This window comes from Maribacter huludaoensis, from assembly GCF_029350945.1.
Classification (GTDB): Bacteria; Bacteroidota; Bacteroidia; order Flavobacteriales; family Flavobacteriaceae; genus Maribacter; species Maribacter huludaoensis.
Window position 1 is genome coordinate 890,307 of sequence record NZ_JARKMS010000002.1, and the last position, 24,377, is coordinate 914,683.

At 34.7% G+C, this 24,377-nt stretch carries 20 protein-coding genes; 8 read left to right on the forward strand and 12 right to left on the reverse strand.

Features of this window, described 5'->3' with window-relative positions:
* The first annotated feature begins 36 nt into the window (after positions 1 to 36).
* On the forward strand, positions 37 to 1,509 hold the full coding sequence (gene guaB, locus PXC01_RS08930) for an IMP dehydrogenase (protein ID WP_276471937.1): 1,473 nt from the start codon (positions 37 to 39) through the stop codon (positions 1,507 to 1,509).
* Between the two features lie 63 nt (positions 1,510 to 1,572).
* Here guaB and PXC01_RS08935 read toward each other — a convergent pair whose 3' ends face one another.
* The 4 genes from PXC01_RS08935 to lysA all read right to left on the reverse strand — a co-directional run bounded on the left by PXC01_RS08935 (position 1,573) and on the right by lysA (position 7,000).
* The gene (locus tag PXC01_RS08935) at positions 1,573 to 4,155 is read right to left on the reverse strand and encodes a M1 family metallopeptidase (RefSeq protein ID WP_276471938.1); all 2,583 of its coding nucleotides are present in this window, start codon (positions 4,153 to 4,155) and stop codon (positions 1,573 to 1,575) included.
* A 224-nt stretch (positions 4,156 to 4,379) separates the two neighbouring features.
* Positions 4,380 to 5,045 carry a hypothetical protein gene (locus tag PXC01_RS08940; RefSeq protein ID WP_276471939.1) on the reverse strand — a complete coding sequence of 222 codons (666 nt, stop codon included), beginning with the start codon at positions 5,043 to 5,045 and terminating at the stop codon, positions 4,380 to 4,382.
* Between the two features lie 121 nt (positions 5,046 to 5,166).
* A complete protein-coding gene (locus PXC01_RS08945; protein WP_276471940.1) occupies positions 5,167 to 5,703 on the reverse strand; it encodes a thioredoxin family protein in 537 nt (178 codons plus the stop codon).
* Between the two features lie 58 nt (positions 5,704 to 5,761).
* Positions 5,762 to 7,000, reverse strand: a complete 1,239-nt coding sequence (lysA, locus tag PXC01_RS08950) for a diaminopimelate decarboxylase (protein WP_276471941.1) — start codon at positions 6,998 to 7,000, stop codon at positions 5,762 to 5,764.
* Between the two features lie 153 nt (positions 7,001 to 7,153).
* Here lysA and PXC01_RS08955 point away from each other — a divergent pair, with 153 nt between their 5' ends.
* The 4 genes from PXC01_RS08955 (at position 7,154) to PXC01_RS08970 (ending at position 10,402) form a co-directional block, all read left to right on the forward strand.
* Positions 7,154 to 7,792 (forward strand): LON peptidase substrate-binding domain-containing protein, encoded by a 639-nt coding sequence (locus tag PXC01_RS08955; RefSeq protein WP_276471942.1) that lies wholly within the window; start codon positions 7,154 to 7,156, stop codon positions 7,790 to 7,792.
* Positions 7,793 to 7,943: 151 nt separating this feature from the next.
* Positions 7,944 to 9,137: an ADP-forming succinate--CoA ligase subunit beta gene (gene sucC, locus PXC01_RS08960; RefSeq protein WP_276471943.1), complete on the forward strand. Its 1,194-nt coding sequence runs from the start codon at positions 7,944 to 7,946 to the stop codon at positions 9,135 to 9,137.
* Positions 9,138 to 9,368: 231 nt separating this feature from the next.
* A complete protein-coding gene (locus tag PXC01_RS08965) occupies positions 9,369 to 9,704 on the forward strand; it encodes a hypothetical protein (RefSeq protein WP_276471944.1) in 336 nt (111 codons plus the stop codon).
* A 362-nt stretch (positions 9,705 to 10,066) separates the two neighbouring features.
* The gene (locus PXC01_RS08970; protein ID WP_276471945.1) at positions 10,067 to 10,402 is read left to right on the forward strand and encodes a hypothetical protein; all 336 of its coding nucleotides are present in this window, start codon (positions 10,067 to 10,069) and stop codon (positions 10,400 to 10,402) included.
* Between the two features lie 43 nt (positions 10,403 to 10,445).
* Here PXC01_RS08970 and PXC01_RS08975 read toward each other — a convergent pair whose 3' ends face one another.
* Positions 10,446 to 10,823 carry a DUF1456 family protein gene (locus PXC01_RS08975; protein ID WP_276471946.1) on the reverse strand — a complete coding sequence of 126 codons (378 nt, stop codon included), beginning with the start codon at positions 10,821 to 10,823 and terminating at the stop codon, positions 10,446 to 10,448.
* A 787-nt stretch (positions 10,824 to 11,610) separates the two neighbouring features.
* On the opposite strand from PXC01_RS08975, the gene PXC01_RS08980 reads away from it, so the two are divergent.
* Together PXC01_RS08980 and PXC01_RS08985 are read left to right on the forward strand one after the other, a co-directional pair.
* Entirely contained in the window at positions 11,611 to 12,003 is a 393-nt protein-coding gene (locus PXC01_RS08980; protein WP_276471947.1) for a hypothetical protein, read from the forward strand.
* A 112-nt stretch (positions 12,004 to 12,115) separates the two neighbouring features.
* Positions 12,116 to 12,517 carry a TerB family tellurite resistance protein gene (locus PXC01_RS08985; protein WP_276471948.1) on the forward strand — a complete coding sequence of 134 codons (402 nt, stop codon included), beginning with the start codon at positions 12,116 to 12,118 and terminating at the stop codon, positions 12,515 to 12,517.
* Here the strand turns inward: PXC01_RS08985 and PXC01_RS08990 are convergent.
* The gene (locus PXC01_RS08990; protein ID WP_276471949.1) at positions 12,514 to 13,782 is read right to left on the reverse strand and encodes a DUF2254 domain-containing protein; all 1,269 of its coding nucleotides are present in this window, start codon (positions 13,780 to 13,782) and stop codon (positions 12,514 to 12,516) included. The two genes, PXC01_RS08985 and PXC01_RS08990, sit on opposite strands and share 4 nt — an antisense overlap.
* A 205-nt stretch (positions 13,783 to 13,987) precedes the next feature.
* On the opposite strand from PXC01_RS08990, the gene PXC01_RS08995 reads away from it, so the two are divergent.
* Positions 13,988 to 14,413, forward strand: coding sequence for an Hsp20/alpha crystallin family protein (locus PXC01_RS08995; RefSeq protein ID WP_276471950.1), 426 nt, complete (start codon positions 13,988 to 13,990; stop codon positions 14,411 to 14,413).
* 654 nt (positions 14,414 to 15,067) lie between these two features.
* Here PXC01_RS08995 and uvrB read toward each other — a convergent pair.
* The 6 genes from uvrB to PXC01_RS09025 all read right to left on the reverse strand — a co-directional run bounded on the left by uvrB (position 15,068) and on the right by PXC01_RS09025 (position 24,294).
* On the reverse strand, positions 15,068 to 17,056 hold the full coding sequence (gene uvrB, locus PXC01_RS09000; protein WP_276471951.1) for an excinuclease ABC subunit UvrB: 1,989 nt from the start codon (positions 17,054 to 17,056) through the stop codon (positions 15,068 to 15,070).
* A 59-nt stretch (positions 17,057 to 17,115) separates the two neighbouring features.
* The gene (locus PXC01_RS09005) at positions 17,116 to 18,582 is read right to left on the reverse strand and encodes a T9SS type B sorting domain-containing protein (RefSeq protein WP_276471952.1); all 1,467 of its coding nucleotides are present in this window, start codon (positions 18,580 to 18,582) and stop codon (positions 17,116 to 17,118) included.
* Between the two features lie 18 nt (positions 18,583 to 18,600).
* Entirely contained in the window at positions 18,601 to 20,370 is a 1,770-nt protein-coding gene (locus tag PXC01_RS09010; protein ID WP_276471953.1) for a T9SS type B sorting domain-containing protein, read from the reverse strand.
* Positions 20,371 to 20,467: 97 nt separating this feature from the next.
* Complete coding sequence (locus tag PXC01_RS09015) at positions 20,468 to 21,301, reverse strand: ABC transporter permease (protein ID WP_276471954.1); 834 nt, start codon at positions 21,299 to 21,301, stop codon at positions 20,468 to 20,470.
* Between the two features lie 12 nt (positions 21,302 to 21,313).
* Complete coding sequence (locus tag PXC01_RS09020) at positions 21,314 to 22,216, reverse strand: ABC transporter ATP-binding protein (RefSeq protein ID WP_276471955.1); 903 nt, start codon at positions 22,214 to 22,216, stop codon at positions 21,314 to 21,316.
* Between the two features lie 65 nt (positions 22,217 to 22,281).
* Positions 22,282 to 24,294, reverse strand: coding sequence for a DUF11 domain-containing protein (locus PXC01_RS09025; protein WP_276471956.1), 2,013 nt, complete (start codon positions 24,292 to 24,294; stop codon positions 22,282 to 22,284).
* Between the last annotated feature and the right edge of the window lie 83 nt (positions 24,295 to 24,377).

Here is a 24,377-nt window from a genome sequence, read left to right on the forward strand (position 1 = left end):
TCACTATATTTGCACGCAATTAAATCCTTAATTGCTATGCAAGCCCACCAAAATAAAATTCTAGGAGAAGGTCTAACGTACGATGACGTATTATTAGTACCTGCATATTCTGAAGTGCTTCCAAGAGAAGTAAGTATTCAGACAAAATTCACAAGAAATATTACAATCAATGTACCTATCATATCGGCGGCGATGGATACGGTTACCGAATCTAGAATGGCAATTGCCATGGCTCAAGAAGGTGGTATTGGTGTGTTGCACAAGAATATGACCATTGAGCAGCAAGCCATGAAAGTGAGAAAGGTTAAGAGAGCCGAAAGCGGAATGATTTTAGATCCGGTTACGCTTCCTTTAGATTCTAAGGTGAAAGATGCCAAAGCCAATATGAAAGAATTTAGCATTGGTGGTATTCCCATTGTTGATGCAGATGGTAAATTATTAGGTATTGTAACCAATAGGGATCTACGTTTCGAAAAAAATAATGAAAGACCTATAGCTGAAGTTATGACTTCTGAAAACTTGGTTACCGCCGATGAGGGCACTTCGTTGGCTGAAGCAGAAGATATTTTACAACAACATAAAATTGAAAAATTACCGGTAGTTACGAAAGATAATATCTTAGTAGGGTTAATTACTTTTAGAGATATAACGAAGTTGACTCAAAAACCAATTGCGAACAAAGATCAGTATGGTCGTTTGCGTGTGGCAGCTGCGCTAGGTGTAACCGCAGATGCAGTTGATAGGGCTGAAGCTTTGGTCAATGCAGGGGTAGATGCGGTAGTTATAGATACGGCCCATGGTCATACCAAAGGTGTGGTTTCCGTATTACAAGAAGTAAAAAGGAAGTTTCCTGATCTAGATGTTATCGTGGGTAATATTGCTACGGGCGAGGCTGCCAAGTATCTGGTAGAAGCCGGTGCAGATGCGGTGAAAGTTGGTATTGGTCCAGGTTCTATTTGTACTACTAGAGTAGTAGCGGGTGTTGGTTTTCCTCAATTTTCTGCAGTTTTGGAAGTTGCAGCGGCCATAAAGGGTTCTGGTGTTCCTGTAATTGCAGATGGTGGTATACGTTACACGGGAGATATTCCAAAGGCTATTGCCGCAGGTGCTGATACTGTAATGTTAGGCTCACTATTGGCAGGTACAAAAGAATCTCCTGGAGAAACCATTATCTATGAAGGTAGAAAATTTAAGTCTTACCGTGGTATGGGTTCTGTTGAAGCTATGAAGCAGGGTAGTAAGGATCGTTATTTCCAAGATGTTGAAGATGATATCAAAAAATTGGTACCGGAGGGTATTGTAGGGCGTGTGCCTTATAAAGGTGAATTATACGAAAGTATTCATCAGTTCATTGGCGGTCTAAAAGCTGGTATGGGATACTGCGGAGCAAAAGATATTGCTACTTTACAAGATAATGGTAGGTTCGTAAAAATTACGGCAAGCGGTATCAATGAAAGTCACCCGCATGATGTTACCATTACAAAAGAAAGTCCTAATTATAGTAGATAAGAAAATTAAGAGTATATATAAAAAAAAGAGGTCTTTTAGACCTCTTTTTTTATGTCTTAAAATTTAGTTTAAAGAACTATCCACCTGCTTCTGTAAAAGCTGAACTCTTCTTAGATCATCTGAAGCTTGTAAAACTTTAGATTTTAAAGAAGGTTTTAAATTAGAATTTTGCTCTAGGAAATTCTCTAAAATTTCATAAGCTTCTGGCGAAGTATAATTACCGACTGTACCACTTAACCAGCGTTTTGGAAAAAAGATATCTCCCGTTTTTTGAATTTCATCCAATAGATCAAGGCTTGTTCTTAAATATTCTATAGAAGTGGTTTGATGTAAAGGATGATTTAAATTATTCATTGCAGATACTACCCATGATTCTTTAGCTCTATTTTTCTCGAGTTTTAAAGATTCGAAAAATGTATTTTTAGTTTCAATGTCCTTTGATAAGGAAGGGAGTAAAAATTGAAATCTATTTAGTTTGTCTTTATTGCTGATAGCTAGCCCCGCTGTTTTTAAGATGTCTTCACTTTCAGGATGTCCGTATAAGGCTAAATCCATAGCTAATTCAGTATAATTATCGTTATTTAATTTTAAATTATTAATAGTTATATCCTTCTTCCATATGCCGTATAAATTATTTAATGATTCATTGGTGTAGCCTAAAGAAGCATATGTGGAGTATAGTGTCTTTTTAATATTGGCAGGTAATTTTTCCTGTAGTTTAGACCATACTTGTTTAGTAATTTCATTTTGATAAAAAAGGCGTTGTTCGGCAGATAAGTATTTCCAAAAGACAGAACTAGTGTATCTTGAAATGAGATTGATCAATAACTCATTTTTTTCATTATTTAAGCCTTTAACGTATAGCTTAATGGCTGCTTCTGGCGTTATAGTGCCATTTAGCATATTCTCATATACATTTATATAAGCGTATCCTCTAGCTACTTGGTCGTTTATGGTCGGTATAATATCTATATCCCCTTCCTGTATAGGGAATACTCCATATCCTTCAGCATTAGAATTATAAATTATTGAAGTTGGTTTTTGCATACCAACAGCTTCATCAAGAACAAACTCATTACCTATCATGTTAATGGTTAACGTTTTTGAATAATTCGGATATAGAAATAACACATCAAAGGTCTGTGGCCATGAATAATCGGTTTTATCTTCTGCTTTTTGTGATAGTTTAAATGACCTGATTGTATTATTGGAATCATATTCTATAGCATTACTAAAAATGGGTCTACTTGAATTATTTACCCAAACATTGCTCCATGCAACAATGTCAGCGGTAGTTTCTTTGTCAAGAATATCAATTAGTTCTCCCCATACGGCATTCTTAAAAGCAAAGGTTTTAATATATTCTTGAATACCTATTTTGAACTTTTCCTTGCCTAGTACGGTTTCAAGTTGTCGCATCATTATAGGTGCCTTATTGTAAATAATACTACCATAAAGGGAGCCTGCGTTGTTGAGGTTTTCTAAATCTTGCCGTATAGAGTTCGTGCCCAATGTTCTATCCTCTCCATAAGCATTAGGGTAGTGAGTGATCATAAAAGCCAATTGATGATCAATATCTGGAAAAGCGGGATTCATAATTTTATCTGCCATGAAATTGGCAAACACCTCTTTCATCCAAACATCGTTAAACCAATTCATAGTTACTAAATCGCCAAACCACATATGTGATGTTTCATGGGCAATTAGCTTTGCACGGCTAAGTTTTCTGTTGGCGGTCGCACTCTCATCTATGAAGAGTGAGCTTTCTCTATATTGAATTGCGCCTACATGTTCCATGCCTCCATATTGAAAACCGGGTATTGTAGCGAAATCCATTTTTTGAAAAGGAAAAGGATATGCAGTATAGTCCTCTAAAAACGATACGGATTGCTGATGTAAATCAAAAATGGAGTCTAAGCTGTACTTAATTTTAGTGGTATCCGTTTCTCGGAATAATAGGGTCATGTCCATATTAGCCGGTTTTTGAGTTACAGATTCAAATTTACCCGCTACAAAAGAAAATAGATAGGTACTCATTTGATCAGAAGCACTAAAATTATGTTGTGTGTATTCACCTTTCTGAGTTTGCTTTATTTCTTTAGAACCACATAAAACTTTCCAATCATTTGGTGCTGTAATATTCAGCGTATACATACCTTTTATATTAGGTTGATCAAAACAGGGAAAGAGTGTTCTTGCACGATCAGGCACTAATAAAGTATACAAGTAATCTTCATTTCTATTAAGAGAAAGCTCACCGGCATCAAACTCAATTATAACGGTGTTATTTCCTTTAATTAAGTAGTCTTCATGTAAAACGATATGTTCATTTATATGAAGAATATCAACTTCAGTTTTATTAATGAATACTGATTTTATTTTAGAAGTTTCTTCTTTAAAATCTAAGTAGACTGGTTCTTTAAAATGTTCTAAATCAAAATTTAAAACTAGTTGAGAAGGTATAGGCGCTTTTTGTTCTTTAGGGATATCAAAACTTAGGTTATAATGCACATTGGATATTTGAGAAGCTCTTTGGGTTGCCATAGCTTCTGATACACCAGATTCAACTTGTTTTACATTGTCATTTTCGTTAGCGCACGATGTTAAAATGATGACTAAAAAACTAGCGTAAAATAGGTTCTTCATAAGTAAGCTTTATCCGTTACTGTGAATGTACTTTAATGAAGATTACTTTCCAATTTTTGAAGAGTTTAAACCTACATTAAATGGAGGTGCACTTTTTTACTTATTATGATACGGTAGTATACGATTGATAGTAGTAAACTATTGGCAAGAATAATATTAAGTTTTTTGATAAATAATAATTGATATCTTTTAATTTAAAAAGATATGTGCTCAAATTACAGAGCTTAGTTATGTAAACATTTGTCGAATTCTTTTACAATTTTCAGCACATCAGATTCATTTAAACCTCTATTTTTTAAGCTCGACACTAAATCGGGGCAATCAGAAAAATAATGGATGCCGTTTTTACGAAATGATTTTGCAAAGGGCCCTGAATTGTAAAGAATAGAAGCGATGCCTTCATTCTTTCGTTGAGCGTAATATCTTGTATTATAAACATTATTATTATCAAAAAGATGAACTATACCATGTACACTGTTTACAGGAGATGGTAAATATGCATTGTTATTTTTTTCAGTTTTTCTTTTAAATAACCTTATTTCGTCACTTTCATAAACAAGCTCAAACAATCTATATTTAGAATCTGATATTTTAACGAATTGATAATCCCATGTTTTGTTTAGCATGTGATTTTTAATAATAATTTTTTTTACATCAAAATGGCTATAGTTGGTTTTCTTATTTTTAGAACTTTTTTGAAATTTCACCTTTTTTGAGCTTGTTAGAGCCATATCATCTAAAATAGGTAATATCATTCTTCCTTTTAATGTATCGCCATTTCGTAAAATCAACTCGCCATATTTCCACTCACTTTGCCATTTTTTTTTGTTTTGACCGTAGACAGAAATTATACTTAATGAAATAAGTTGAATAATCATTAAATACTTCATAAAACTTATTTCTCGTTGTTTAATAGAATACTAAACTATATCAAATACTTTGATAAAATCTTAGTTTCTTCTGTCAAATATGAGTAGAGTTTTTTACAAAAGAGGGGTAGGTTTTTTATGCTTATTTACCAGCTTCGCCAGTGTAAGCCTTCCAATCTTTTTCTTTGTAGATATCGCTACCAAAATAGCGTGCAATTTCTAAGAATGGCTCTGGCTTTTGATAACCAGGTATTGGAGAAAGCATGTTTAATTCTTCATCCAAAAAAATAGTAGTTGGGTAACTTAGTCTACCTTGCATCAAGGCAGCTGCAAATTCATGGTACCCCTTTCTTCCTGATGGCACAAATTTATATGTCTTTCCTTTATATTCTATAGGATCCTTGCCTTCTCCATCAAACTTTACCATATAGTAGTTTTCAGCCATATAAGCTGCTACTTCTGGATTTTGAAATGTATCCTTATCCATTTTCTTGCACCAACCACACCAATCTGTGTACACGTCAATGAAGACTTTCTTTGGGTTTTCATCGGTTGCCGATAACTCTGCAGCTTCATCCCAAGAAATCCAATTTACCTCTTGTGCATAATTTGCGGCCGAAACAAATAGTACGGCTAAAAATAAAACTGATTTTGAAAAAGAGAAAGAATACGCCTTCATGGTTTTTTTGAGTGTTTAGTCCAACAATTATACCAAAACTAACGTATTTTGCACAGCTTTATTTCACTTTGGCAGTTTGTTTAACACTGAACAAATCTTTTACATCAACCTGATTACGAATTAAATCGTCAAAAGTTTCTCTTTCGCGTATAAGAATTGCCTTCCCTTTATGCCAAAGAACTTCTGGCGGTCTAAATCTTGAATTGTAGTTACTTGCCATTGTAAAGCAATATGCACCTGCATTTTTAAAGCAAAGAATATCACCTTCGGTTATTTCGTTTATTCTTTTGTTACTGGCAAAGGTATCGGTCTCGCAGATATAACCTACAACAGAGTAATAGCGTTCTCTACCTTTTGGATTAGAGATGTTTTTAATGGTATGTGTTGCACCATAAAGCATAGGCCTTATCAAATGGTTGAATCCAGAATCTACACTTGCAAATACGGTTGAAGTGGTTTGTTTTACCACATTTACTTTGGCAAGAAATACACCGGCTTCGCTAACTAAAAATTTACCAGGCTCAAAAGCTAAGGTTAAATCTTTGCCATATTCTTTACAAAACTCATTAAAACGTGTGCTTAATTTTTTTCCTAGTTCTTCAACATTGGTTTCAATATCACCTTCTTTATAGGGTACTTTAAAACCACTGCCAAAATCAATAAAATCCAGGTTTTTAAAATTACGTGCCGTTTCAAATAATATTTCAGATGCATATAAGAATACGTCAATGTCCAAAATATCGCTTCCGGTATGCATGTGTATACCGTTAATGTTCATTTTGGTCAATTCTACGATTCTTAGAAGATGCGGAATTTGATGAATACTAATACCGAATTTAGAATCTATGTGACCTACGGAAATATTAGAATTACCGCCTGCCATTACATGTGGATTAATTCTTATACAAACAGGAATGTTTGGATGCTTGCTACCAAATTGCTCTAATATGGATAGGTTGTCTATATTTATGCGAACACCCAATTTAGCGGCTTGTTCAATTTCCTCTAAAGAAACTCCATTGGGGGTGAAAATGATAGACTCGGGTTTAAAACCAGCTAATAAACCTAATTGTACCTCTTGTATAGATACGGTATCCAAGCCACTTCCAAGACTGTTCATCAATCTTAAAATAGTAATATTAGATAGTGCCTTTGCTGCATAATTAAGTTTCAGTTTCTTAACTGAGCCAAATGCCTTGGTCAATCTATTGAATTGTGAAACTATTTTTTCCGAGTCATAAACATACACCGGATCACCGTAGGTTTTTGCAATTTGCAATAAATCCTCATTTCTCATGCTATCTATTTTTTTGCTAAAATACTTTTCTAAATCTTTAAGAACAAAAATAATAACATAAATACAATAAAAATAACAAATTGTGATATATGGAACAATTGCTTCGTAGTATTAATTTTTGGTGCTCAATAAACCTCTTTGTACATTTAGCACATGAGATTACCATTATTTCCTTTGCAGTCTATTTTTTTTCCGGGAGAAACCGTGCCGTTACATGTTTTTGAAGATCGTTATAAACAGTTGATCAACGATTGTAGAAATGAGGCCATTACATTTGGCATTCCGGTTTTTATCAATAATAAAATGGAATATGGGGTAGAGGTACAATTGGTAGAAATGGTTACAACCTATGAGGGCGGAGAGATGGATGTAGTCTGTGTAGCTCGGCAAGTATTTAAATTGTTGGCTTTTGATAATGTAATGGATGATAAATTGTATGCCGGCGGTATTGTAAAATTGATGGAATACGATTATGAGGCAACCGATGAAAAAAAACAGACGATCATTAACGGTATAGAACAATTATATGCTATTATGGACGTGCCCTATACAAAACTTAATGTAAAGGAGTTTAATAGTTTTACCTTGGCACATAAAATTGGGTTGTCTTTTGAACAAGAATACCAATTATTACAGATACCTACAGAAAATGACCGGCTTAATTTTATAGGTCTTCATCTGACGTCGACTATAACAGTATTGTCAGAAGTAAATAGAACTAAAAAGACTATTGAGTTAAATGGTCATTTTAAAAATTTTGACCCATTAGATTTTAAAGATTTGGAGATTTAAACCAATTTTTAAATGAAAAATTCACTTGTTTTCTAATTGTTTTGTGTTTTTAAGGAGATAATTCTGTTAGTTATTCTAATTAATCTCCTGTATTTTTAAATAATTACTTCGTGTTTCCTATTTTTGCTTAACATTTAAATTCACCATATATATGAACCTTCACGAATATCAAGGAAAAGAGATATTAGCAAGTTTTGGGGTGCGCATCCAAAGAGGAATAGTTGCCCAAAATGCAAAAGAGGCTGTTGAAGCTGCAAAGCAATTAACCGCTGAAACCGGAACTGGATGGCACGTTATTAAAGCACAAGTACACGCAGGTGGTCGTGGTAAAGGTGGTGGTGTAAAATTGGCCAAAAACCTTAAAGAGGTAGAAGAAATAGCAAACCAAATCATTGGTATGAACTTGATTACTCCGCAAACTTCTGCAGAGGGTAAAAAAGTACATCAAGTATTGGTTGCTGAGGATGTTTATTACCCAGGCGAGAGTGAAACGAGCGAGTTCTACATGTCAGTTCTATTAAATAGGGCTACTGGTAAGAACATGATCATGTATTCTACCGAAGGTGGTATGGACATTGAAGAGGTTGCAGAAAGTACTCCGCATTTAATATTTACAGAGGAAATTGATCCAGCAACGGGCCTTTTAGGATTTCAAGCAAGAAAGATTGCTTTTAACCTAGGTTTGTCCGGTACTGCTTTTAAAGAGATGACCAAATTTGTAGCTGCTCTATATAAGGCATATGTTGAAAGTGATTCTAGCATGTTCGAGATCAACCCTGTATTAAAGACATCGGATGATTTGATTATGGCTGTTGATGCTAAAGTTTCTATTGATGATAACGCTCTATACCGTAGAAAGCAATATGCAGAAATGCGCGATCTTAGAGAAGAGAATCCTATTGAAGTAGAAGCAAGGGAGGTAGGATTAAACTATGTTGACCTAGACGGTAACGTTGGTTGTATGGTTAACGGTGCTGGTCTTGCAATGGCAACAATGGATTTGATTAAAATGGCAGGTGGAGAGCCAGCTAACTTTTTAGATGTTGGTGGTACTGCAGATGCAAAAAGAGTTGAAGAAGCTTTTAGAATTATTTTAAAAGATCCTAATGTAAAAGCAATTTTAATCAACATTTTTGGTGGTATCGTTCGTTGTGATCGTGTAGCACAGGGTGTTGTTGATGCGTATAAAAATATGGGAGATTCAATGCAGGTGCCAATCATCGTAAGGTTGCAAGGTACCAATGCAGAATTAGCGAAAGAGATTATTGACAATTCTGGTCTTGCAGTTCAATCGGCTGTACAATTCCAAGAAGCTGCTGATAAGGTAAAAGAAGTATTGGCTTAGTACCGTCCGTTTCTTTTAGTACAATTTAAAGACCACTCTATTAGAGTGGTCTTTTTTTTGACCTTAATTATACGTTCAAATTATTGAAAATGTAGTTTATAGTGTATAAATCTGCATATATTATTATTTCAATATTAAATTGATGTTAAAATTATCATATTATTATTTTTAATCCTTTATTTTGTGATATATGTAATTTATCAATAATTTCTAATCTTAAAAATATATAATATGAAAAAAGTCAAAATTTTATTAATCGCAATGCTCACATTTAGTGTAGGAACAATTGCCGCACATGATAAAGAGTTCAATGATGATAAGGGAGCAAAGTGGATAACCACTCAAATTCATGAAATGTTGGCCAATGAGGATATACCTAATCAAATTAGAGGTGCAAAAGCCGAGATTAAAATTGCTGTTGCCGATGATGGTATGTACAGATTATTATCCATTAAATCTAACAATGGTCATTTAAAGGAATTTTTGAAGAAAGGGATAGATTTTGAAAATCTTGTACCGGGAAATACGGACTTAGTCTATGTTATTCCAATAGAAATAGCAGATTAGATTAGATACTGTTTATCAATTTTAAAGAACGCCTAGAGGCGTTCTTTTTTTATTTATAAAAATGAAATATTTGCTTGGATAGAAATTATTGTATGTTTTATTTTAAGTAATCGTAATTATAAAACAAGGAAATCTATATTTTATGTTACTTAAATGAAATTATGGTTAAGGTTTTAAAATCCTATTTTTTTGAATGATTTGTATTTCTAAATTTGAAATGTAATTGAAGAATTACTATTAAAGAGATGTCAAAATGAATTTAAATTGTAACATTCTTATTTTATAATCGTCTTTTTAGTAATTCATCATCAATCAATTAATAATCATACTTCAGAAAATCTGAGGTAAAAAAACAAAAAGTCATGAGAAAATTAAGTTTAGTAGTCGTAGCTGCAATGCTACTTGCAACAGGTAATGTATTAGCAAACGATGTAAAAGGTGAGAACCCTTCTAAAAATCTATCTACACAGATTTCAGAAATGTTAACGGAGAATAGTTTCTCTGAAGAACATAAAGATTTAACCGCCCAGGTTCGTTTTACTTTGAACGCTGAGGGGGAAATTGTTGTGTTATCCGTAAATTCTGAATCTGATAAGATGGAAAGTTTTGTCAAAAATAAATTAAACTATAAAAAGGTTAATTTGACAAACGTAAAGGAGGGTAAAGTGTATACCATACCTGTACGAATAGAGGTGTAGTTTATGGACTTAGGCTAAAAAAATCTTAATACACCCCGGTGTATTAAGATTTTTTCTTGTTTTTATACTTTACAGAGCTAATGGCAGTATCTACCTTTTTCATTTGCTTTGTTTTAAAATCTTTTCTTTCATTATTTTTTTGAACGGGTCTTTTGCTGCTAGTTGACATAGCCAACAAAACTTCTCCCGGTATTTTAGGAGCATCTTTTGTGCCGCGTAGATGAAGAACTAAACCGTTTAAAAAGTTGCGTAAAACCTGATCACCGCATTCCATGTAATTAGGGTGGTCTTCATTTCTAAAGAAGGCACCCAATTCGCTTTTAGAAATTTTGAAGTCTACCAGCTGTAAAATTTCAACGATTTGATCATCTCTGAATTTTAACGCTACCCTTAGTTTTTTAAATATATCATTATTTGTCATACCGCAATTTTAAGGACTGCAAGTTATTATAAAAATATGACCTGTTAACGGCTTAGTCGTATTAATAGACCTGTTGTCTACATAGATAGATTTATGGTACTAAAGAGGCCAATTTTTTCGGTAGAAATTTATTCCTATGCTGCATCCATATGTAACAATGAATGTAGAAATGATAAAATTATTATTTCTGTTTCTAAGTTAAATGACCCACACGCACGACTATTTTTAAGTTATGTTAACCTGCTTACAACCACCTTAGAAATTCTTTAGCGGTTTTTTAGCTTCTTACTGATTAATTTCTTAGAATAATCTTACAATTTTCTATAATTCTGGATTAGATATTTTGTTAATATTATTTATTGGCAGGTCGTTTAATCGATAATATGAGGTGTTTCGTCGAGAACACTTTTCAGATTATCCAAAAAGAGGTTTCCCTATATATTATTCATGCTTTTCAACCGTTATATTTGTAGGAATTATCTTATATATTTATAAATGAAAAGAAAATTAATAAATGGCTTATTGCTTTTTTTAGTGTTTGTTGTGTTTTTAATTAGTGTAGGATCTGTTTTTGTAGATCTATAACCAAGTTAGCTGTATAAAATTGAATTGTCATTACTATTCATTTTGGCAATTCTTTTAACCTTAGGCTATTTGATTTTTAGTGGAGGTTCATATTAGCCATTAATTGTACAAACAATATTGTATGTAGTCGTAAAAGGCATTTAGTAAGCATTTATATGAAGGATAACGAATTTAGAGAATGAAGAATATATAATTGCAGATTATGGGGGGAGATATGATAAAGCTTAAGATTATATCAGGTATGATTAAATCTTCAATAATTAATAAAGGCTTAGAGCAAACTGAATATGAATTCATTTGTTGTATAGGTCAACAATTGGGTCTTAACCAGCAAGTTATTGATACCTATGTAGAGGATAATGAAATATTTATATTACCTGATTCTATGGAAAGTAAAATTTTAAAATTTTACAAAACGGCTTTACGTGATAAGAATCTATGCCAAAACTATTATAAATGGATTAGAAATTCTTACCGTCAGGGTATGGCCATGGGCCTACCAAAAAAAATAATAAGAAAGTTTATATATGATTTGCATTTTTCTGAAGATGGTATTCAAGGAGAACGTATAATTAAGAACTATTTTTTAAAGTAAAAGGCACACAATATTGAGGGGAGTTTAGTATCATCTATCAAATATGAAATAAATAGGGCAAATTTTACGTTAAAATATGTAGCTGCTGAATATCAAATCATTACGTAAGAATATGCCTACTAATAAAGAAAAGCTAAGTATTTTATCAGAAATGATTTCATTTGCCAAAGTAAACAATAAGGTGAAAGAATCAGAATATGATTTTCTTTTTTCGGTTGCCCAGCAATTGGAAGTCAGTAAAAAAACTTTTGATAGTCTTTTTACATCTCACGTAGAGCATGTAATCCCTAAATCCCAATCGGAACGTATTTTACAATTTCATAGGTTAGTGCTGTTAATGAATGTTGATAATGAACAAGATATTAACGAGGTAAAGCGAATTTATGATATCGGTTTAAAAATGGGATTACCACCAGGTGCAATTCAACAGGTACTTTCTATAATGCATAAATACCCAAATAAAGTTGTGCCACCAGATATGTTGATTTCTATATTTAAATCGCACTACAATTAGGACCAAGAGATAAAATTGGCACTTAATTGTTCAAGGTCTCTTTTGTTTTCAATGTTTTTATTGGCGTCTGTTATTAATTCATTGATTTCCAATTCTATGACTTCTAATTGATTAGAGTCTATTACGTGATTTTTAAGAGTGTTTAGCATATGCATTAATTTCCTCATAACGGTGATGTCATGTTTACAATAAAGCCTGTACGTTGCCATAACATTAAATAATATTTCGGAAAATTTGGAACATTTTATTAGGCCCAAATTTTCTCCATCTATATCTGTTATATACTCATAATCCGCTTTGTGCATTAAACGTAAAAAAAGTGAAGTTAAGTAGTCTATAGTATTTAGGGCCGTACCTGGATCATTAATGCCCGGGGACATCGCTTTTACACCTATTTCTGAAATTTGTCTAAAGCCGTAGATATAATTTTCTCCTATCAATTCTTCATGACTAAATAAAAGCGTATTCATTATTTTCTGTTCTACGTGGTTATCTAATGGCTTTTGGGTTTTAAAACCAATTGTCCCATTTAAAATAAATTGACCTTTATGTAATTCAATGGCGATTTTTAGTGAGTTTTTTTTACATAAATCGAGCAGATCATCACTTAGGATTCCGTAGAAATAACCCGTTTTGGTAATTTCATAGGCATACCAATGATCTTGGGCTGGAAAGTTAAAAGTGTTCTTTTCCTGATCTTTAATTACTGATGTTATTTCAGATTTTGTTCGGGTATGAATTGCGGTCAAAATATTGCCTACTTGTATTGCTTGAGAGATATGATGAATAAAATAGATAAATGCCGCAAGGCAGCCTACAGCTAATATGATACCTAATAACACTGAAAAGCCAGGAGTTTGGTATGAGTTGTTGGTAGGTTCTATAGAGATGAGAATAAAAATGTTATAAAGAATTGTACCAATATAGAGGCCTAATACAATTTGATGTTTTTGATCTGATACAATGCCTGGCAAAACTCTTGGAGAAAAATTGCTTGATGCTTGATTAAGCAATACCATTACCATTGAGAAGCTAAATACGGTCAATGAAATTAAACCTCCAATTAGTGTGCTTAGAATAGTTTTGGCCGTATCCGTGTTGTCTATAACCAGAGCTGGCGCAACTTCCATAATATGTGCGGAGATATTTTTTTGTTCCAGATAAATCATAAAAAAGGCAGTGAGTAATCCGCCTAAGGAGATAATTGTGGGAAAAAAGGCAATTCTGGATTGAATTTGGTCAATAAAGTTGGTTAGTCTGTCCATTTTTAAAATCTATCCCTAAATCTAATGATTGTGACTGTTGAAAAAAGGCTGATATGCCAAAATTCCAAACTCATATGCATTAATAATGACAAAATGACATTGTATACTGGTAATATAGTGACAAAATGTCGTTAAAATTGCGTTGGTATATAATTTGCCTTATTCAAATCAAATAATAAAACAAATTAATTTAAAAGATACTATTATGAATTTAACTAAGAGAAATGATGTTTTGTTCCCAGCATTAATGAATGAGATATTTAAACCAGATTGGTTTGGTGGAATTGAAAATTCTAGATCATCCGTTCCAGCGGTGAACATTAAAGAAAATGAAAAAGATTTTGAACTGGAACTTTTTGTGCCTGGAAGGGTAAAAGAAGATTTTATGATTGAAATTGATGATGCCGTGTTAACGATTTCAGCAGAAATTAAAGAGGAGAGTGAAGAAGTGAAAGAAAATTTTACAAGAAAAGAGTTCAGTATCTCGTCTTTTAAACGTGCATTTACATTACCTGATACCGTTGCAACAGATAAAATTGAGGCAACGTATGAAGGAGGAATTTTAAAATTTAACCTTCCAAAAAAGGAGGAGGCCTTACCTAAGCCAAAAAGAATGATAGAATTAAAATAAGTATTAAGTGACTGCCTTTTTTTTAGGTTGGTTTGAGTTGTTTGGTTGAAGTGCTTTGAGAGATCAAAGCACTTTTTTCATGTCCTTAATAGTGTAAAATTTTTACACTAAAACCGAACGTAATTTGTAGTTATTGTAGTTGATAAATTAGCTCGTTTATAAATGATACAAGATGAATTTTTTTATGAATTTTTTCCTTGAATGTGATTTTGTTAATTGATTATTTTATGTTCACTTTTTGTTGAATAATTAAGTAGGTTCATCACTTTTTTAGGATTTCAAAAAACATGGCTTTGGTGATTTTTGAAACAGTATTTTTGTAGTAATAATTAACTGGTTTTTGGTCAATAAAAAAGTCGATTTTATTGTTTGAAAAATTAACGTAAATTCGTAATATCTTCGCATGAAATATTTCTTCCATGAAGGCATTATTTATCTTCATAAGATTTTAATAAAGGAGAAGCAGTAGTTGCTGTCGATAAATTGAAATGTTCATTTAAAATTTGCTTAAAAATTCATATTTCAACTTATATTAAAAATTTAGTCTTGTCTAAAAATTTAATTTAAATATTTTAATTCCAGTATTTTAAGGTGTTTAATATAAAGTTTAAGTATATCTTATTCGATTTTTATCAATTTTATTGAAAGCTTACCTTATTCCTGCTCCTGTAAAGACTTAATTTCATCTCTTAGCTTAGCAGCTTGCATAAAATCGAGCTCTTTTGCAGCTTTTTCCATTGCCTTTCTTTTTTCTTTTATCAGCTTTTCTATCTGCTCTTTTGTAAGGTAATCCATGTCTGGTTCGGCAGCTCGTAGTTCCTCTTTAATAAAGTGATAGGTAGAGACAGAATTTTTAGAAAGCACACTGTCCAAACTCTTGTTCAATGCTTTTGGAACTATGTTATTTTCCGTGTTGTATTGTATTTGTTTTTGTCTTCTGTAATTTGTTTCGTCAATGGTTTTTTGCATGCTGTCAGTTATCTTATCTGCGTACATAATGGCACGTCCGTTTAAGTTTCTTGCAGCTCTACCAACGGTCTGTGTCAAAGATCGGTTACTACGTAAAAAACCTTCTTTGTCGGCATCTAAAATTACCACTAAAGAAACCTCAGGTAAGTCTAATCCTTCACGTAATAAATTCACGCCTATGAGTACATCAAAAATACCTTTTCTTAAATCCTGCATGATTTCTACACGCTCTAGAGTGTCAACATCACTGTGTATATATCTACACCTGATATTTATTCTATCCAAATATTTTGCCAGCTCTTCTGCCATTCTTTTTGTTAAAGTGGTCACCAAAGTACGTTCATCCTTTTCAACCCGAATTTGTATTTCTTCCACTAAATCATCTATTTGGTTTAAACTTGGTCTAACTTCAATGATCGGATCTAAAAGTCCCGTTGGTCTAATTACCTGTTCTACATATACACCTTGGCTTAATTGTAATTCATAATCTGCCGGAGTTGCACTTACATATAACACCTGATTTTGTAGTGCTTCAAATTCTTCAAATTTTAAAGGCCTATTGTCCATAGCTGCAGGTAAACGAAAACCATAATCTACCAAGTTTACCTTTCTTGAACGGTCACCGCCGTACATGGCATGAACCTGTGGGATGGTCACGTGGCTTTCATCGATCACCATTAAATAATCATCTGGAAAATAATCCAATAAGCAGAAGGGCCTGGTACCCGGTTCTCTGCCATCTAAATATCTGGAGTAGTTTTCAATACCCGAACAGTATCCCAATTCGCGTATCATTTCTAAATCAAAATTAGTACGTTCCTCTAACCGTTTAGCTTCTAAGGGTTTGGCTATATCCTTAAAGTAGTCAATTTGTTTTACCAGATCATCTTGAATGTTATGAATGGCGTTTTGTAAAACATCCTTAGAGGTAACGAACATATTTGCCGGATAAATGTTCAAGTTTTCATACACCTCTATAACATTATTGTTGAAAGGATCAAATGCCTCTATTTCTTCTATTTCATCACCAAAAAAGTGTATTCTAAAGGCGTGATCCGCATAACTTGGAAAAACATCCACCACATCGCCTTTAACCCTAAAGTTACCGTTTTTAAAATCTGCCATGGTTCTGGAATATAATGACTGCACCAATTGCTGCATCAATTTAGTTCTGGCAATGACCTGGTCTTTTTTTATAGAGATTACATTCTTTTGAAATTCAATTGGGTTACCAATACCGTACAGGCATGAGACGGAGGCTATAACGATAACATCTCTACGACCTGATAATAAAGAAGATGTAGTACTTAAACGTAATTTCTCTATATCTTCATTTATTGAAAGATCTTTTTCAATGTATACACCGCTTGTGGGTATAAATGCTTCTGGTTGATAATAGTCATAATACGAAACAAAATACTCCACCGCATTCTCAGGGAAGAATTGTTTAAACTCAGAATATAATTGGGCTGCCAAGGTTTTATTGTGAGCCAATAATAATGTTGGTTTCTGAACTTTTTCTATTACGTTGGCTACTGTGAACGTTTTACCGGAACCCGTGACCCCTAATAACGTCTGGTATTTTTCATTTTCATTTATGCCTTTCACCAATTCTTTAATGGCATTTGGTTGATCCCCAGTGGGTTTAAATTCTGATACTACTTTAAATTTCATACTATAAAATTACGAAAGAAGCATGATTTAAATGGACTCGAAAGGAAGTTTAGTTACTACTATCGTTTTAGTGTAAAATGGCCACGTATGGGTGGTTGATTACTAAAAGTTGCTTTAAACCAATAGTCTGATTGGGGCATGGCCCTATTATTAAAAGTACCGTCCCAACCAATGCTATTTGGGTTGATCTGTTGAATTAGACTACCAAATTGATTGAAAATGTGTATGACTTCTATAACAGCTTCAAAGTTTTCAACGGGTGGTACATATTGCCAGTGGTCATTAATGCCATCTCCGTTAGGGGTGAAGAAGGACGGAAAATCTTTTGGTGAAATATCTCTGTTTACCAATCTTTCTGTTATCCCACAGCCGTTTTTGTCATGTACATAAGCAGTGTAATTACGGGTTGGCATCTCGGTAAATATGGAAGAATCTTGATATGGGCCATCTCTACCGGACAATGAATATTCATATTGTCCACTGCCTGTTACCGAGATTACTATCGTTTTTCCAAGTGGTAAGTTAGAGACATCTATAGTGTTGATGATGGCAGCTTCGGAAGCTACAACGTCAATTAATTTTGAACTTGTACAGGCAATATCGCCTGCATCGGTATTTATATAATTATAAGCTTCAAATCGATATTTTCCCGGTGTATAAATTGCTACATCCCTCGTTTCAGAGAGTAAAGTTTCTTCGCTGCCACTATTGGTTTGGTACCATCTATAACCATCCGCAATATCGGTAGATGAAATGGTGTAAGGTAACTCGTCACTGCAAATACCAACAATACTAGGTAAATCTATTTGTGGTGCCCTATAAATTAGCTCGCCGTTGGTTTCGGATATATAGGGGTCGCACACATATAGGGCAAAACTTGTGGTAAAAACTTCTTCAGGGCATGTGGTGTTGCTACCAAGGTCATTGTAGGGTTCTATTTTTACGTAAATATTTGAATTCTGTGGAAGGTCTTCCGGTGGGTTATAGCTTAGAACATTCTTTACATTCTCTTTGTCCAAAATTTCATTTCCATTTGGTGTTGTTCCAATAGATAAAAAATAACCAGTTGCCGTGGGTGCATATTCCCACTCTAAATCTGTGATTATGGTTACACTGCCCGCATTATTGTCCGGGGTTATTAATTGCGAACATGGCGGTATAGTGGTGATGGGTGCCGTTGTAAATACCAGTTCATCACAAAGTATAGGTGCGCCGTCATAGGGTACAAGGCTTAATGTTGCATAAAGTGTAGTATTGGCAGGTAAGCCCAACTGTGGTTTGTAAAATGTGTTTACGCCAATTGGTTTTCTATCCAATACATCTGTCCCTTGCGGTGTAGTGCCTATAGATAACAAGTACCCATTGTACCCAAGCACTTCTTGCCAAGTTATGGTGGCATCTAAGGGAAGATTATCTGAGCCGTTAGCAGGGTAAATGAAAGATGTACAATCTTGTCCATAAAATATTGAGCATGTAAATAGGACATATACATACATTATTAGAAGTAAAATTTTTCTATTTTCCATTAGGTTACTATTATACACCTACCGTTTTAAGCTAAAATAGCCTATAATGGTTTTGTTATTGGTAGCTATGGCTTTAAACCAATAATTAGATTCAGGTAGCGGCCTTCCGTTTAAACTACCGTTCCAGCCGTCTTTATTTGGTGAAATCTGCGCTATAAACGCTCCGAACTTGTCGAAAATAAATATTTTGGAAACTTTGTATTCATCAGTATCATTTGGTGGTATAAACTGCCAAAAATCATTAATGCCGTCACCATTTGGTGTAAAGAATTTGGGAAAACCGCTTACGGTTAAATCCTGCTCTACCATGCTAGATGTAGTTCCACACCCATCTTTATCACGAACATAAATTATATGGTCCGTTAATGATAGATCTGTAAAACGATTAGAATCTTGATATGGTCCGTCCTTATTATCTATGGCATATTCATAATTGCCATTAATACCTGTAATTACTTCATAGTTAAGTGAGCTTGCGCTTAACTGTACTTTTATATCCTTTATTTCAGGTGCTTGTGATATTTTGGCTTCAAATGTTTTTGAAGATGCACATTCAAATGTTCTGCCAGATTCTTCAATATTTACATAGGCTTCATACACATATGCTCCTTCTTCGTCTATGGTTACTTGTGCTGTAGTTGATAATAAGGTCTCATTTCCTCTAGCATCTAATTTATACCATCTATAACCATCAGCTTCATCGGTTGCAGTAACAACGCTAATTTCATTATCCAAACAAATAGAAACGATGTCCGGAAAGGTTATTTCGGGGTTTAAAACTAATAATTCTCCACTAAGTGGGTCATAATAAGGACCGCAGCCAAGTAATGTGGAAAATGTTTCTTGTGTACAGCCTATAGCTTCACCTGCTGCATTGAAAGGAATAATGGAAATAAAAAAGGTTCTGTTGGGTTCAAAGTCTATGACTACCGTGGAGGTCTTGAAAAAAATAGCATTTTCTAGGATGTTGGTCTCAAATGGCGAGGTACCTATTGAGACCCTGTAGCCGGTAGCATTGGGCGCTGCGTTCCATTCAAGGGTAGGGCTTAAGGGTACATTGGTCTCTCCGTTCATAGGAGAGAGCATTGTAGTGCACAGGGGTAATATAGCTTGTTGGGCCGTGGTGAACATAAGCGTAGTGCATCCCACTGCCATACCGATTCTGTTGTATGGTATTATCGTAACATAGATTTCCGATTCTGCAGGTAGATCTGTTGGTGGGTTGTAATTAAGTGAATTGCCTATATCGGTATCCTTAAGTATTTCGTTTCCTAGCAGCGTAGTGCCAATGGATATAAAATACCCTGTAGCGCTCGGTGCTGCCATCCAAGAAATATTGGTAGCAGTATTTATGTCCGTAGCTTCATTTACCGGCAAGGTCAATGTTGTGCATTGTGGTACTCCGGTCAAAGCAGCTGTTGTAAAACGTTGACTGTCACAAACTATATTTGGTTGATTAAAGAAAAATAAGGTTATAGTAACAAATATTTCCGTATTCTCGGGCAAACCTGTGGTTGGCGTGAAATTGGTAGCTGTACCTACATTTCTTTCATTCAGAATATCGTTTCCTCCGGGAGTGGTTCCTAACGAAATAATATAACCGGGAACACCTGTTACGGATTCCCAAGTAATAGTGGCGTCTACTGAAACCAAGGTAGAGCCATCGGCAGGACTCATAAGTGCAGGACATTCTTGTGCAGAGGTTTTGCATATACTCAACATAATGGCCATGAAAAATATTGGCGCAACCAATATTGGGGGTATTCTCATGTCCCATTTCTTTTTCATAGCATATTTGTAATCAATACAATATACCACAAATTGAAAACTCTACGGCTTTAGTGCTCTGGTTAATTGATTTTAAGTCTTAATTCTAATGAAGCTATTAAAGGTCACGTTTCTTTAATATGGCATACGAACCGTAAACGAATATAGCGATCCAAGCTAAAACGATTACAATTTCATACCAATGAATATAATAATCTAATGCAAGCTTTTCGCCCATTTGGTTTGCAACGGATTGTACGGCACCCAATCTAGAAAATGGTTCTTTTATAAGATTGAACATTGCTTGTAAGGGAAAAAAGCCCATGATCATATCAGTGGTCTCACTATCAAAAAATTTCCATCTGATAATACCCCTGAAGATTCCTTCAAAAACTTGCCATAATATTAAAAAGCCAAGGGCAAAGGCCGAGCGTTTTACCAAAACCCCCAAGAAAAGACAAAAAGAAAAGAAGCCCGTTAGTTTTACAAAAAAGGCTAAAAGAAACTCTAAATCGGTGAAAATTATAGATAATTCATTAAAATCTGAGTAAATGAGTCCTAAAATTAAAGAAACTATAAAAACGAAAAATGTGGATACTAATGAAAAAGTAATGACGGTCAAGAATTTTGAAAGGATGAATTCTTTTTTTGAGAGTCCGTCTATTAAATTCTGTTTGATCGTTTTATTGCTGTATTCGTTAGACATCATTGAAACAATGACTATGGCTAGGAACAATTTAAAAAATGCTGTTATAAATGTATTAAAATGCCAGATGTACGGAAAGTTGAAAATACCTTGATCCGCCAAGTGAAATTTTATAGGGCCAATATCAAATTTAATGGCCGCTACCAACGCAATAGAGGTTAAAAGGGCAAAATAGGAAATGATCAGCACCTTGCTGGCCCTGTTGTTCCATAATTTTATAAATTCTATTTGAAGCAATCGTATCATAATGGTCAGTGGTTAGGCGTTAACGTTTTTGGTTAGTGCTAAAAATTGCTCTTCTAAACTTTCTTTTCGTTTTACTAAATGAGATACAATGATTCCCTTATCAAAAAGTAGCTTGTTTAATGTTTGCGCATCTAACTCCGAAGTTAGAATTGCCGTGACCAAACCATTCTCCTGTTTAATGCTGCCAAAATGTTCGTTAGTTCGTAAATACGAACTAAGTTTTTCCAGATCGTCTGATTTTAATTCGAAAAAACCGAAACTGGCCTGTAAACTATCTACCCTGCCAGAATAAAGTTTTTCTCCTTTTCTTAGAATAACAACATGTGTGCAAACTTTCTCTACCTCGTCCAATAAATGGGAAGCTAAAAGAATAGTAGTGCCCTTTGCGGCTATGGTTTTGATAATTTCCCTGATTTGATGAATTCCTTGTGGATCTAGACCATTTGTAGGTTCGTCTAAAATTAGTATTTCCGGATCGTTCAATAGGGCAGAGGCAATAGCCAAACGTTGTTTCATGCCTAACGAAAAAGTTTTGAATTTGCTGTTTTTTCTGTCTAGAAGCCCAACCAAATCTAACTTTTCCTCTATTTTATCTTCTGATACATCTTTGATCTTGCAAACCAATTTTAAGTTTTGCAAAGCAGTCATATACGGATAGAAGTTTGGGCGCTCAATAATGGCACCTACTTTTTTCAATGCTTCATGTGTTGAGGTGTCGCCGCCAAACCAAGCAAATTCTCCGCTAGTTTTGTTGACCACGTTCAATACAATGCCCAGGGTGGTTGATTTGCCACTACCGTTAGGACCTAAAATGCCATAAACATTCCCTTTTTCAATGGTGAACGAGAGATCTTTTACTGCAGTTAGATATCCAAATTTTTTAGTAAGATGATTGACTGATAGAATAGTACTCACGTCAAGTGTTTTTTGATTGATTATGCTTACTTGACGACTTACTTGATGGTTTGTTACAAAAATTCTTACATACTTGTTGCCCTAAAGGTAATTCTGCGGTTGGTAATTACCGTAGTGGGGGTATTAAAATTGACCGTTACCGTCTCTGATGGGTCATCGGCAGTAATGTTCGTATCGGTCTGGTCTTGAGAATTACTTATATTATTGGTATATGTTGCAGTTGTGGTATTTACATTTGGTAAACTGACCCTTGTTACCAATGTCAAAGTTTCCAAATCACCACTATTCATGCTGCCTACGGACCAATTTGGATACGTAAAACTACCCTTTGACACTGATGCGGATATTAAGGAGATACCATCTGGCAAAACATCTGTGAGCACAAGGTTTGAAACTGAGTTGATGCCATAACTTTCTACGGTAATGGTAAAGGTGACTTCCTCACCATCATTGACCGTATTTTGGTCGGCTACTTTTTTAATTACAATATCCGGCTCACAGTAATATGCGGTAAGTGGTTGAGAATCATAGGTGCAACCGCCCTTGGTTACCCTTACGTAATAATCGCCTGCTGTAGTAGGCGTATAGGTGGGGCTATTGGCACCTGCAATCAAAGAACCGTTTTCAAACCACTGATAATCATCAAAATTAGGATCTATAACCTCTACCTGTGCTGTCGGTAGGCATCCGCCTCCGGTAACCGCTAAATCAACTTCCGGTACGGTATCAAAACCTGAAAAATATCCTGCTATACCTCTTGCGCCGCTAAAACCTATAAAACCTACGGCAATAGGACCTGTAGACTCTACTGTTACATCTCCCGTTAAATTTGCTACATAGTAAGTTTTCCAAAGCGTTGTGCCCGCTACTGCAGATGAAGGAGGTAGTGCTACCGTTCCCGTTCCGTCTGTAACGGTAATATTCGCATCTGGGGTAGTGGTAGAGGCAATTAACGTAACACCTCCTGTCATGGTTACACCGGCCGCATCTTCTATATGTGTAATATTATCTACCGTATCCGGCAACAAACAATTGACCGGGGCTATAAAATTTAGGCCTTGGGTGTAGATGGCACTTGCACCTGCCATTAATTGATAGGCGTAGGCATCTTTTGAGGTAGTTACGAACATATTTCCACCGGCAGAAGAAACAGAATAATTACTTTCGGGAATTTCAAAATAATCGCCGTTGTTGATAGTTGCTATCGGAGTAGTAGAACCGTTTACATAAATGGCCGTACCGTTTTGGGTGCCAATTATAATCGGTATTTCTGTTTCGCTTGTACCGTTGCCTCTAATAAATACATACTCTTTGCCCAATCTGTTTTGAGGTACGGGTTGGTCAATGGCGGCATCTCTACCGGAATAACCTACCCTTGCTCCGGTATTAAGGCCACCATTACTTATAACGATAGGGTTATTTGAAATTACATCTGCACCTAACCAACCATCTGCATTAGCGGGAGTTTCTGCAACATACGCTTCAAATACAAAAGATTCATTGGCATTTAAGTTTATGGTATAGGTATCTGCGGTTATACCATCACGATCGTTGCCCAGTCTAAACTCACACCCCGGATCATACCCTGAGAGTGTTACCGTAGTACCATTTTCAGTGGCCATTATACCAAGCGAATTGGTTAAACTGTTCTGTGTTCCTTTATTAGGTGTACCTCCCCATTTAAAGTGGGTACCCATTGCTTGTCTTCCCTTACTGGTCAAGGAGGTTGCTTGTGATCCAGATCGCCCCCTATAATTGACATAGAATTTTTCTCCGCCTGGAGCCTCCAATCTTAAACCCCCGCTGGTAAGAACAATACCGGTATTTGCGTTGGTCATCATGGTTATATTATTATCACCATTTGCCAATATGATTTCTTGTGGCGTAGTTTTGGAAATAGATGCAGTAGTAAATAAGGTGGTAGATGTACCTTGATAGATATTTACCGTAAATGCGGTTGTTTCCGGGGTGGATAGATAGATGCTTTGTTGGGTTACAGCTTGATTATTGCCCCCTTGTTTTAAAGGTGGCAGGTAATGCAAATCACTCAATTGGGAAAAACCAATTGACGAAATCATTAGTAGTAGTATTAATAAAATATACTTTTGCTTCATAATAAGCCTGCCAGGTATAAGGTTAAAGAAACTTTAATTGCCCTAAA